Here is a 12275-nt window from a genome sequence, read left to right on the forward strand (position 1 = left end):
CCCGTATCCTGGAGAATGCTATGACCATCGTACTGGGCGCTATCGCCGACGATTTCACCGGCGCCACTGACCTTGCCAATAACCTGGTACGCGGCGGCATGCGCTGCGTTCAAGTGATTGGCGTGCCGACCACCTCGCCCGATTTAAGCAACGTGGATGCCGTGATAGTGGCGCTTAAATCGCGCTCCTGCCCGGTTGAAGAGGCCACTAGCGATTCACTGGCAGCACTTGACTGGTTACGTGAACAGGGTGCCCGGCAGATATTTTTTAAATACTGCTCGACCTTTGATTCAACCGATAAGGGCAACATCGGCCCAGTTGCCGATGCACTACTTGATCGACTCGGCGTCTCGCGAACCGTGATGGTCCCGGCATTTCCGATTAATGGCCGGACGGTATATCAAGGGCATCTGTTCGTTGGCGATCGCCTGCTTAACGATAGCGGCATGCAGCACCACCCGCTGACGCCCATGACCGATGCGGATCTTGTACGCGTGCTTTCGCGCCAGACTTCCCACGCCGTTGGCTTGGCCAGCCGCTCCACGCTAGCCAAAGGGGCCGAAGCCACTCGCCAACACTTTGACGCTCTGGCGGCTAAAAACGTACGCCACGTGATTTGCGATACCGTCGATGATAGCGATCTGGACGTCTTGGCGGAGGCAACGGTAACGATGCCCTTGGTAACCGGCGGTTCGGGGCTAGGCCAAGCCCTGCCTGCCCAGTACCGCAAACAGGGTTGGCTTGCCGAGATAGCCGAGCCCGGGCGTCTTCAACCCGCCTCGGGTAACATGCTGGCACTGTCTGGCAGCTGCTCACGGGCAACGCTTGCCCAGGTTGCTGATTTCCTCGAACACCATCCTGGCGCTGGTTTTGCGCTTGACCCGCAGGCTCTGGCGAAAGACGACAAACAATGGGAGCAAGCCCTGGCCTTCGCGTTCGAGCGTCTTGAACAAGATGCACCTGCCTTGATCTATGCCTCAGCTGATCCTGAAAAGGTCAAGGCTGCTCAGGTGGAACTGGGCGTCGATAAGGCCGGCCTCATCGTCGAAAAAGCGCTAAGCCAGCTTGCCGTTACTCTGGTCAATGAAGGCGTTGGCCGACTGGTAGTTGCCGGTGGCGAAACTTCAGGTGCGGTGGTGTCTGCCCTGGGCATTTCAGCGCTACGTATCGGCGAGCAGATCGATCCCGGCGTGCCCTGGACACAGGCGGCACTTGCCAACCGCGAGGCCCCACTTTCTCTGGCACTCAAGTCGGGCAACTTTGGCAGTGTGGATTTCTTCACACGCGCGTTTGAGGTATTGGCATGAGTACTCACGACCAGAACTGCCTGCGTGAACAGATCAGCACGCTGGGGAAATCGCTGTTCGATCGAGGCCTGACCATGGGCTCCAGTGGCAATATCAGCCTGCGCCTGGATGACGGCGGCTGGCTGATGACGCCTACCAACGCTTGCCTTGGGCGTCTGGACCCTGCACGCATCTCGCACCTGGATACCCAAGGCCAGCTAATCAGCGGTGATAAGCCCACCAAAGAGCAGTTTCTGCATATGGCGATGTACGATGAGCGCCCTCAGTCCGGCGCTATCGTGCACCTGCACTCCACGCATTCGGTGGCGGTTTCCTGCCTGCCGGGTATCAACCCTTGCGACTGCATTCCGCCGCTCACCGCCTATTACGCCATGCGCGTAGGCAAGCTTCCCCTGGTGCCTTACCACATCCCGGGCGACCAACAGCTGGGCGAAGCGGTACGCGGCCTAGCAGGCAAGCACAGCGCCGTGCTACTCGCCAACCACGGCCCGGTTGTCGCCGGTAAAAACCTTGAAGCGGCGGTGTATGCCACCGAAGAGCTCGAAGAAACGGCCAAGCTGTTTCTGCTGTTGCGCGGCGAAAACCCGCGTGTGCTGACGCCTGAACAGGTTGCTGAATTGGAAGCCCGGTTTCCGAGGGACTAAAGCATTCCGCCACCGCACTTGAAACATAAGGGCAAAGCTCATTGAGTTTTGCCCTTATCGATGACTCCTCATATAACTACTATCCACCATTCATCACCGTGGTCAGGATTCAGTGCTCCTCTAGCAAACGAATCAACTCCGGCACCGCCATGGTCTGATCCTCCACGCCTGCGTACAGCGCCGCTACCGCGCCGGCGACGCCTCTTGTCGTATTAAGCTCATCGGTCATGGTGTGGTAGTAGCCGAGATCTTTATGCGCGTTCGCCACGCTAAAGCGAAACCCCGAAGCATCGCCTGATTCAATAAAGGGACGTAACCGTTCCAGCACCACGCCGCCCCCGCCGCCCTTGGTCAAAACCTCCAGAAAAGCGTGGTCATCGATACCCGCCCGCCGGGAAGCCGCAGTCGCCTCGGCCAGTACGGCTGAAAATCCCAACGACACGTAGTTATGCAGTAGCTTAAGAGTATGCCCTGAGCCTACGCCTCCCGCGTGGGTAATGACCTCAGCGAAACTTTCGAGTAGCGGGCGCAACGCTTCAAACAGCGTTTCGGATGCACCGACGATAAGGTTCAACCGCCCCTCCTCAGCTTCCTTGGGCGTGCGTGTCATCGCCGCATCGACCAGGTGGCCACCCGCTTCTGCTACCCTGGCGGCAACCTTAGCCGTGGAACTTGGCAACGAGGTAGAGCAGTCCACCACGATGGAACCCTGGGCGAGCCCCTCCAGCACGCCATCCGGCTCAAACAGCACGGCCTCTACTTGGGGTGATCCCGTTACGCACAGCAATACCACGTCGGCTTTTTCGGCCACTTCCCACGCGCTTGAGCACGACACGGCGCCTGCCGCCAGTAGATCGTCCACGGGCTGGTTCCCAGGGTGGTCCAGAAAGGCCAGGGAATACCCCGCGTTGAGAATGTTCTTGGCAATGCCGTGGCCCATTAACCCTACACCCACCATGCCGATGCGATGCTCTGTACGAACGGATTGATTCATGAATAAGCTCCTAGCCTAATGTAGTTACGATTTTGTTCTAGCCATGGCGAATAGCGACCGTTTTTATCCGGGTATAGCTGCGCAGCCCCTCGAAGCCTTTTTCCCGCCCGTGCCCGGAACGCCCGACACCGCCGAAAGGCAGTTCAATACCGCCGCCCGCACCGTAGTTATTGATAAAAACCTGGCCGCTGCGAATGCCTCTCGCCAAGCGCAATTGACGACCACCGTCGCGCGTCCAGACACCGGCGCACAGCCCGAAGTCGGTTGCATTGGCCAAGCGCAACGCTTGTGCTTCATCGTCGAATATCTGCACGGCCAGCACGGGGCCAAACAGCTCTTCGTGCAGCACGTCATGTTCATCGGGAATGTCCGTAAGCAGATGCGGGACGACGAAATGCCCGGCCGGTGAGGCATTTTTAGCGAGCTGCCCTCTTGCCGCAACTCGAATACCGTCCGCTTCGGCCATGGCTAGCCGATTATCGAGCTGCGATTTTTGACGGGCATTGATCAGCGGGCCGCAGTCGGCATCTTCCTCGCCCGATGCACACTGTAGCGCCGAGAAGCGCTTTATCAGACGATCCGTAAACATTTCCGATATATCGCGCTGTACTAACAGGCGACTGCCCGCCGAGCAGGTTTGCCCGGCATTCTGAATAATCCCACGCACCACTGCGTCGAAAGCCGCATCTAGATCGGCATCTGCAAAGACAATCTGCGGCGACTTGCCACCCAGCTCTAGCGTGACGGGCACGTGATGCTTTGCCGCCGCCTGGGTTACATGGGTGCCGGTCTCAGGAGAACCAGTGAATGAGAGATGATCAATCCCCGGATGCGCGGCCAGGGCAGCACCGGCTTCACGCCCAAGTCCCGGCACCACATTGAGCACTCCGGCTGGCAGACCGCAGGCTATCGCCAGCTTTGCCAAGCTCAAGACGCTCAAACAGGCATCTTCGGCAGGCTTAAGAACGATAGTATTGCCAACAGCCAAGGCGGCTGCCACGCAGCGGCCAAATATCTGTGACGGGTAATTCCAGGGAATAATCTGCGCGCAAACACCATACGGCTCACGCAATGTCATGACGGTGTAGCCCTCTTCATAAGGCAGGGTCTCGCCATGTAATTTATCGGCGCCACCGCCGTAAAAGCGAAAGTAATGCGCGCAGGCTTTAATATCCGCACGCGCTTGGGTTAAGGGCTTTCCAGTGTCCAGGCATTCTAAAGCCGATAAATGCTCATGGTTGGCCTCGATGGCATCAGCAAAGTCAAATAGCCAAGCGCTGCGTTGGCGGGCACTCCACTGCGCCCACTCTCCCAGCTCACCTGAAAAGGCGCGCCGCGCTGTGGCGACGGCATCATCGACATGCTCCGGCGTGCAGCGGGCGATATGCGTGACGACTTCGCCACGAGCGGGCGCCTCTACGGGTAGCGTCGCGCCGGTATCAACCCAGATATTGCCTATTAGCGCCGCCTGGGGTGGAAATTCGGGCAAATCAATCATCAACATACTCCTTAGCCATACAGCAGGTTAACCAGGCCCATCGAGATCCAGGGCATATAGGTAATTGCCATCAGACACGTCAGCACCACCAGCACAAATCGCACCAGCCAGGGCAGCATCTGATCAATGGAAATCTTCGCCACTGCACACGCGGCAAACAGGTTTACGCCCAGCGGCGGAGTAATCATTCCCAGGGCCAAATTAACCACCATGATCAGTCCGAAATGTACCGGATGAACGCCAAACTGCATGGCGATCGGCGTAAGGATCGGTGCCAGTACCAGGATCGCCGCGCCGGTCTCGATAAACATCCCCACCACAAGCAGCAGGGCGTTGACGGCCAGCAAAAAAGCCCAGGGGCTTTCGAACATCGCCGTGACTCCAGCGGCGACTTGGGCGGGAAGGCCGGAACGGCTAATCAGGAAACTAAACAGAGCGGCCGCTGAGATAATCAGCATCACCGCAGCGGTAGACACAACGCTTTGACGCAGTACGGGAATTAGGTCGACCAGCTTAAGCTCTCGGTAGCAAGCACCGACCACCAAGGCATAAAACACCGCCACCGCCGAGGCTTCAGTGGGCGTAAAAATCCCACCATAGATGCCGCCGATGACCACCACCGGCATCAGCATTGCCGCCCAGGCACGCTGGAAGGCCGTCGTAAAGCGAGTGCGGTCATTGCGATCTTGAAGACCAAAACCGCGCAGCTTGCAGAAAATATAAACAAAGACCAGCAGCGCACCACCAACCAATAACCCTGGACCAATGCCTGCAATGAACAGCTGGCCAATCGAGGTATTGGTACTTACCCCAAATAGAATCAAGGGAATAGAGGGCGGAATCAGCACCCCCAGCTCTGCCGATGAAGCCTGGATGGAGGCGGCCAAGGGTTTGGGATAGCCGTGCTTGACCATTGCTGGAATAAGAATCGCACCGATAGCAAAGGTCGTCGCCACACTGGAGCCTGATACTGCCGCAAACATCATGCAGGTCAGTACGCAGGTCATCGCCAACCCACCCTGAACGCCACCCACGATTGACTTGGCCAGATCAACCAGTCGGCTAGAGATACCACCGGCTGCCATCAGGTTGCCCGCCAAGATGAAAAAAGGAATCGCCATCAGCGGGAAGTTATCCAGCCCTACAAACAGCTGTTGAGGCACCATCATCAAGGGAAAGCGCGAAAAAAACTCAATGCCGATGATCGATGCCAGCAGAATGGAGATTGCGATCGGCACGCCGGTGGCGAACAAAATCAACAGAGAAAGACCAATGGCTAAGTTCATAAGCGCGGCTCACTCGGGGTAGCAGGCGGCATGCCGGACGTTGCTGCAGCCTCTTTCTCGACTGTCTCATCATGCATTGGCCCTAAAGTTTCAAGACCGCAACTTTGGGCCAGCAGCCGCGCAATAACGGCCAGCATCGCAAAGGCACTGCCCACTGGAATAGCCGCATATGCCCAGGACATCGAGACCTCAAGCGCGGACAGCGTCTGATTGCTAACCCGCTGGGTCATTTGGATGCCGTAGAATACCAATACAGAGAGCACCAGAAGACAGCACAGACCGATAAACCATTCAAGCGCCAGCAGGGTGGGCTTGGGCACGAGCTTGTAGATAACCTCTACGGCCATCATAAAGCCGCCGCGGAACGTGGCGGCAGAGGCCATAAACACACACCAGATCATCGTCGCCCGTGACAACGTCTCCGACCACGTCGAGGGTGCATTGAAGAGAAATCGTGTAAGCACTTGATAGAATCCCAACGACACTGAAACGATCAACATCAAAATAGCAATCGCCAGCGCTAACCGAGTCAACACATGTTCGACACGCAGAAACCAGGACACCATAAATCACCTCACCCCGTCAGGTTATGGGCAAGTGGCGCCCAGAGGGCGCCACGGGATGGGTTCAGCAGCTACTGTTACGAATGCGCTCTAGCATCTCCTCGCCATACTGCTCAATAAAGTCAGCATGAACGGCCTCTACTGCTTCCTGGAACGGTGCTGGATCGATATTATCAGTGACCGTCATACCCTGTTCTTGCAGGAAAGCCACGCCCTCCTCTTCCAAACGTGTAACCTCAGCGCGGGTGGCTTCGGTAGCAGCTTGAGCGGCCTCATTAAACCATTCACGCTCCTCCTCGCTCAGCCCATCAATTAGCACCGGTGAGCCGAGCACAATGGCAGGCGAGTACACATGGCCGGTCAGCGATAGTTGATCCTGGACCTCATAGAGGTTCGCAGCCACAATCACCGTAATGGGGTTTTCCTGACCGTCCACCGTACCCTGCTGCAGGGCGGTAAACAGCTCCGGCATGGCCATGGGCGTCGGGCTGGCCCCTAGCCCTTCAAAGGCCTGCTGATGAATACGGTTCTCCATGGTGCGAATTTTTAAGCCACTAACGTCTTCTGGCTTTTCAATGGCTTTTTGGCTGTTGGTGATATGGCGGAAACCGTTTTCCGACCAGGAGAGGCCGACCAGGTCGTGGTCGCCCATCTTATCGAGCAGTTCCTGACCGATCTCTCCGTCAAGTACGCAGCGGGCTTGTTCGTAACTGGTGAACAAAAACGGTAGATCGAGAACATAGGTCTCGGGGACAAAGTTACCCAAGGGTCCGGAAGAGGTGATCACTATATCGACGGTGCCGATCTGCAGCCCTTCAATCATGGCCCGCTCTCCGCCAAGCGAGCCACTGGGATGATCCGTCACGGTAAAAGCACCATCAGAAAGGCTTTCAAGCGTCTCTTTAAAGGCGCGGGAACCAGCGCCATAGTGGGAGTCGCTGGAAATGGCGTAGCCAACGCTTACCTCTGTAGCGGCCTGAGCCTGAAATGCCAAGCCGGCCAGGGCCAGCGTGGTAGCGGTGCCAATAGCGGTCGCAAGCGTACGCCGAGCGAAACGAGTGGTCATGGTGATACTCCTAATTATATTTATTGGTAAGAACGATGGGGAGTAGTAGCCCCTTATTGCTCGCCCGTCAGGCAGGCGAAGATCCATTAGCGATGCTCTGCCACATAGGCATCGATAATCTGTTTGAAATCTCGGTCACCGACAAAACCCAGCTGGTTCGCTTTAGCAGTTTCAAAGCGCGCGGGCCAGCTTGCCACCAAGGGTTCGATACGCGGGTCTGGCTCATGACGTACACGCGCCACCGCTTCTGCGCCCGCCACCTCACGCAACGCCTCAAGCATTTCGGAAACATCGGTCGTGATGCCCGGCAGAATAAATGCGCGAAACTTACCCAACGCTTCTTCCTGCACTTCGGCGCCATGTATCAACGCTTCGATCACCTTATCAGGCGACATAACGAAAAGCGCCTGATCCAACGGTACGGGACAAATGGCCTCCTCCCCGTTTAAGGGTTCGCGCAAAATGCTGGACGCAAAGCTCGACGCCGCGGCATTCGGCCGCCCAGGACGAATCACAATGGTCGGCAAACGCAGTACCCTGCCGTCAATCAGGCCGCGTCGGCTGTAGTCGTTGATGAGAAGCTCACACATTGCTTTTTGCGTGCCATAGGATGTTTGCGGCTGCGAAGCCGTCATGTCATCCAGCACATCAGGCAGATCCCCGCCGTAAGCCGCCACGGAGCTTGCCATGACTAAGCGTGTCTTATTCAACTGCCGGGCACGGCAACCTTCCAGCAAGGCGCGAGTAGCATCAAAATTGACCGCCATGCCTAGGTCCAGATCAGCCTCAGCCGCAGAGCTTACGACCGCAGCCAAGTGGAAGATGACATCGGGCTTTCGATCAAGCGCACTGCCCAGCGCATCTGGAGCAGTAATATCCACAGCATCGTTGCGGATCGTTATATCAGGCGCGTCGGGTACGGCAGCTTGGGTTTGATCGACCAGCGTTAAGTGGGTGATCGGCTGACCGCACAGCTCTTTGCGGCTAATCAGTCGATGTAAAAGACGCTTTCCCAAAAACCCAGCGGCGCCCGTGATTAAGATATGCATGATTAAGGTGTCCTCGCTTTATTGTAGGTTGTTAGCGTTTGAGACCATGTTTTGGCTACTCGATCATGAGTGAAGCCCATAATGTCGACCCCAGCCCAGACCTTGGCGCGTATCGCCAGCTGGCCTGTATTCACAGCCAACCCAGCCGCTATAGCCCAGCGCTTCTAGCCTGGCAAATAGTGCGGGGTAGTTGATCTCGCCAACATCGGGCTCGTGCCGTTCCGGCACTCCCGCCACTTGAACATGACCGATAGCGCTGAACTGTCGCTCAAGATGGCGAATAAGGTCCCCCTCCATGATCTGACAGTGGTAGAGATCAAACTGCAGCTTAAGATTGTTCGCCCCCAGCGCTTTCAATACCGCCATGGCTTGCGCTTGTCCCGACAAGAAGTAATGGGGCATATCACGGGTATTGATGGGCTCGATCAATATGCCCTTGCCCAGTTTGGCGGCCTCAGTAGCAGCGAAGTGCAGGTTACGTAGGTAAGTAGCCTGATGATCGGCCAGGGTCGTCGCATCGGCATCCTCAGGTAGTAATCCCGCCATGGCGTGAACGTGTGGGCAGTTAAGCGTCTCAGCATAACGTAGCGCCTCGATAACCGAATCACGAAACTCGGCTTCGCGCCCAGGCAGGCTGGCAAGCCCTCTTTCACCTTTTTCCCAATCACCCGGCGGCAAGTTAAACAACACTTGTTCCAACTGTGTTTCGTCAAGCGCCTGGCGTAGCTCTGCAGCGCTATAGGCGTAGGGAAACAGGTATTCAACCCCTTTAAACCCCGCATCAGCCGCCGCTGAAAAGCGGCCCATAAAATCGTGCTCGTTAAACAGCATACTGAGGTTGGCGGCTAATCGAATCATGGTGTATCGGTGCCTCTTTGTTTTTATCGCAATGCGGGCTAATCCCGAGGAAACCGCGCCTCAAGCTCCGCGACCTGTTCAGGCGTTAGCCCCCGTGGGTTTTCGCCGCGCAGTAGCAGAAACAGTTTGGCCGTCTCTTCAAGCTCTTCGGTGGCGTACACCGCCGCTTCCAGATTCTTGCCTGCCACTACCGGACCGTGGTTGGCAAGCAGCACAGCGCTGTGTTTACCCGCCAGGCCCCGTACCGCTTCGCCCAGTTTTGGGTCACCGGGGATGTGATAGGGCACAATCGGCAGTTTGCCCACCCGCATGACATAGTAGGCGGTGAGCGGCGGAATGCAGTCGCAAGGGTTCACGTCCGGCAAACACGAAACCGCCACCGAGTGGGTAGAGTGAAGGTGCACAATAGCGCCCGACCGAGGGCGCTCTGCATACATCGCCATATGCAGGGACTGCTCTTTAGTAGGCTTATCGCCACCAAGTAGCTGGCCGTTATCATCCAGATGGGCGATTCGCGCCGGGTCCAGCCGCCCCAGGCAGGCGTTGGTGGGCGTCATCAGCCAGCCACCGTCATCCAGGCGCACGCTAATGTTGCCGCTGGACCCCATGGTCAGGCCGCGATCAAACAGCGACTTGCCAAGCGTGCTGATCTGCTCGCGCAGGCTGTTTTGATGATGGTGGCGTAAGTGGACGCTCATGCCAACACCTCAAAGGCTCGGGTAAAGAAATCGACACCGCCAAAGTTGCCCGACTTCAGCGCCAGCGAGAGCGGCGCTTCACGACCTTCCAGCGGAGCCTGGGTCCAGGGCACGCCGGGATCAATCTGCTCACCTATACGTAGGGTGGAAATTCCCAGCGCCGAGACCACTGCCCCCGAGGTTTCGCCCCCGGCGTCCAGCAACTGACCAACGCCTTCGTTAACCAGCGTTACCGCCAATTGGCTCAGTGCCTCTTCGACCAGCGCCCCCGCACGCGCAACACCCAATGCTTGCTGGGCAGCGCTGACTTTCTCTAGATCCGCCGAGGCGTAAATCAATACCGGGGTCTGTTCTGAGAGCCGCTGTCGCGCAAAGACCAGCGCCTGCTCCAACTGTCGGTCACTTTCGGCAAGCGACAAAGGGTCTAGCGCAAAACCGCTGTTAGGATGGCAAGCCAGAAAATCGGCTACTTGTGCCAGGGTTGCTGTAGAACAGCTCCCGGACAGCACCAACACGCTGCCTGATGCAGGCTGTAAACGCCCCGGTTCCGTAATGGGCTTAAGCCAGCCTTGGGCACGGTACTGGACGGGTAAAGCCTGCCCCAAGCCGGAGCCACCGGTCACCAACGGCATCAGCACGGTAGCTTCTGCCAATATATCCAGATTCTGCTCATCAAGCGTGTCGCAAATCACATGGCGAGTGCCCTGCTCGGCAAGTGCGGATAAGTGGTCAAAAGCGGCGCCGGCGCCTTTGGCTATTACCGAGTGACCGAGCAAGCCTACCGGGAAGGGTGTTTGGCGGGATAAGACCCGCACCAGGTCAGCGTCCTGCATCGGGTTGAGCGGATGATGCTGCATACCGCTATCGTTAAGCAGGCGATCACCCACAAACAGATGGCCCTGATAAACCGTACGACCATTAATTGGAAACGCCGGTACCATCACCGTTTGAGAGGCACCCAGGCGATCCAGCAGCGCATCGGCCACGGGCCCGATATTGCCTTTATCCGTAGAATCGAAAGTAGAGCAATATTTAAAGAATAGCTGTCGAGCACCCTGCCCACGCAGCCACTCAAGAGCCGTGAGAGAATCCGTGATGGCTTCATCAACCGGGCAGGAGCGCGATTTCAAAGCTATCACCACCGCATCAACGTCCTGGAGATCAATCGTCTCCTGCGGCACGCCGATCACCTGCAGGCAGCGCATGCCACCGCGCACCAAGTTATTGGCAAGATCGGTTGCCCCGGTAAAGTCGTCGGCGATAGCTCCAAGGACTATGCTTTCAAGGGCTATGTTTCCAAGGGCTGTCTTTTCAAGGGCTATGCTCTGCACTGTGCTCATGATTAGGTTTCCTGAGCATCGTTCGCCGCTTCAGGCAACGTAATGCCTGATAGCCGCTGGTAGACTTTGATAACCGCAGAATCATCTTCTCGACCAAAGCCTGCCCCACTGGCCGAGGTGAACTGCTGCAACGCGCTGGCAGCAACCGGCGTTGCCATCGAAAGCTCGCGCCCGGTCTGGTGCACGATATTGAGGTCTTTAATAAAGATATCCACCGCTGAAAGCGGCGTGTAGTCACCTTTGAGAATATGGGGCACACGATTCTCGAACATCCAGGAGTTGCCCGCCGAGTGGGTAATCACCCCAAAGATAACCTCGGGGTCAAGCCCCATCCGGATACCCAACGCCATGGCTTCAGCGGCCGTCGCGATATGTACGCCTGCCAACAGTTGATTGACCAGCTTCATACTGGACCCCACGCCGGGGTCATCGCCCAGGCGATAAACCTTGGCGGCCATGCCATCAAGCACGTCACTTGCGTAGCTAAATGCCTCCGCGGCGCCCGATGCCATAACTGATAGCTCACCGCTTTTGGCTTTTGCAGCACCGCCGCTAATCGGTGCGTCCAGCATCATCAATCCCTCTGCTGCCACGCGCTCACCAAGCTGTTTCGCCTGACTGGGCGCCACCGTGGCGCACTGTATAATCAGGCTGCTTGGCGCTAGATGGCCCACCACGCCCTGCTCACCAAACAACACCTGCTCAACCTGGCTACCGTTGACGACCACTACCAGCACAATATGACAGTGAGCAAGCTCCATCGGCGTTGCCACACTCTTGCCCCCAGCTGCTATAAAGGCATCGCGTGCCTCAGCGGCAATATCACATCCAGTTACGTTAAATCCCTGGTGATGTAAGGCAGTAGCGGTGCCCATTCCCATCGCACCCAGGCCAATAACGCCTACTTGACGTGATTGCTTATCGTGTTGACTCACCGGTCGACACCTCGCTGTTGTTGTGTGGGTTACTAGC

Annotated in this window: 12 protein-coding genes; 2 read left to right on the forward strand and 10 right to left on the reverse strand. The window is 57.2% G+C overall.

Annotated elements, in window-relative coordinates; translation table 11 throughout:
* Positions 1-20: 20 nt before the first annotated feature.
* Both otnK (ACT3TC_RS11160) and otnC (ACT3TC_RS11165) read left to right on the forward strand, forming a co-directional pair.
* Positions 21-1307, forward strand: coding sequence for a 3-oxo-tetronate kinase (gene otnK, locus ACT3TC_RS11160; RefSeq protein WP_444621598.1), 1287 nt, complete (start codon positions 21-23; stop codon positions 1305-1307).
* Complete coding sequence (gene otnC, locus ACT3TC_RS11165) at positions 1304-1951, forward strand: 3-oxo-tetronate 4-phosphate decarboxylase (RefSeq protein WP_444640114.1); 648 nt, start codon at positions 1304-1306, stop codon at positions 1949-1951. Before otnK (ACT3TC_RS11160) ends, otnC (ACT3TC_RS11165) begins: the two co-directional genes overlap by 4 nt.
* Before the next feature lie 109 nt (positions 1952-2060).
* Here otnC (ACT3TC_RS11165) and ACT3TC_RS11170 read toward each other — a convergent pair whose 3' ends face one another.
* The 10 genes from ACT3TC_RS11170 to ltnD form a co-directional block, all read right to left on the reverse strand.
* Positions 2061-2945 (reverse strand): NAD(P)-dependent oxidoreductase, encoded by an 885-nt coding sequence (locus ACT3TC_RS11170; protein ID WP_444640115.1) that lies wholly within the window; start codon positions 2943-2945, stop codon positions 2061-2063.
* Positions 2946-2982: 37 nt separating this feature from the next.
* Positions 2983-4443: an aldehyde dehydrogenase family protein gene (locus ACT3TC_RS11175; protein ID WP_444640116.1), complete on the reverse strand. Its 1461-nt coding sequence runs from the start codon at positions 4441-4443 to the stop codon at positions 2983-2985.
* Between the two features lie 11 nt (positions 4444-4454).
* A complete protein-coding gene (locus tag ACT3TC_RS11180; RefSeq protein ID WP_192528268.1) occupies positions 4455-5729 on the reverse strand; it encodes a TRAP transporter large permease in 1275 nt (424 codons plus the stop codon).
* Positions 5726-6295, reverse strand: coding sequence for a TRAP transporter small permease (locus ACT3TC_RS11185; protein WP_444640117.1), 570 nt, complete (start codon positions 6293-6295; stop codon positions 5726-5728). The genes ACT3TC_RS11180 and ACT3TC_RS11185 overlap by 4 nt, the downstream gene beginning before the upstream one ends.
* Before the next feature lie 61 nt (positions 6296-6356).
* The gene (locus ACT3TC_RS11190) at positions 6357-7358 is read right to left on the reverse strand and encodes a TRAP transporter substrate-binding protein (protein ID WP_192528270.1); all 1002 of its coding nucleotides are present in this window, start codon (positions 7356-7358) and stop codon (positions 6357-6359) included.
* 86 nt (positions 7359-7444) lie between these two features.
* Positions 7445-8407 carry a D-erythronate dehydrogenase gene (gene denD / locus ACT3TC_RS11195; RefSeq protein WP_444640118.1) on the reverse strand — a complete coding sequence of 321 codons (963 nt, stop codon included), beginning with the start codon at positions 8405-8407 and terminating at the stop codon, positions 7445-7447.
* Positions 8408-8470: 63 nt separating this feature from the next.
* Positions 8471-9265, reverse strand: coding sequence for a 2-oxo-tetronate isomerase (gene otnI / locus ACT3TC_RS11200; RefSeq protein WP_444640119.1), 795 nt, complete (start codon positions 9263-9265; stop codon positions 8471-8473).
* A 38-nt stretch (positions 9266-9303) separates the two neighbouring features.
* A complete protein-coding gene (gene otnC, locus ACT3TC_RS11205; RefSeq protein WP_444640120.1) occupies positions 9304-9963 on the reverse strand; it encodes a 3-oxo-tetronate 4-phosphate decarboxylase in 660 nt (219 codons plus the stop codon).
* Positions 9960-11303: a 3-oxo-tetronate kinase gene (gene otnK / locus ACT3TC_RS11210; RefSeq protein ID WP_444640121.1), complete on the reverse strand. Its 1344-nt coding sequence runs from the start codon at positions 11301-11303 to the stop codon at positions 9960-9962. Before otnK (ACT3TC_RS11210) ends, otnC (ACT3TC_RS11205) begins: the two co-directional genes overlap by 4 nt.
* Before the next feature lie 2 nt (positions 11304-11305).
* Positions 11306-12238 carry an L-threonate dehydrogenase gene (gene ltnD, locus ACT3TC_RS11215; protein WP_444640122.1) on the reverse strand — a complete coding sequence of 311 codons (933 nt, stop codon included), beginning with the start codon at positions 12236-12238 and terminating at the stop codon, positions 11306-11308.
* Positions 12239-12275 lie beyond the last annotated feature (37 nt).

Source organism: Halomonas sp. AOP27-A1-41, assembly GCF_052378605.1.
Lineage (GTDB): Bacteria > Pseudomonadota > Gammaproteobacteria > Pseudomonadales > Halomonadaceae > Vreelandella > Vreelandella citrativorans.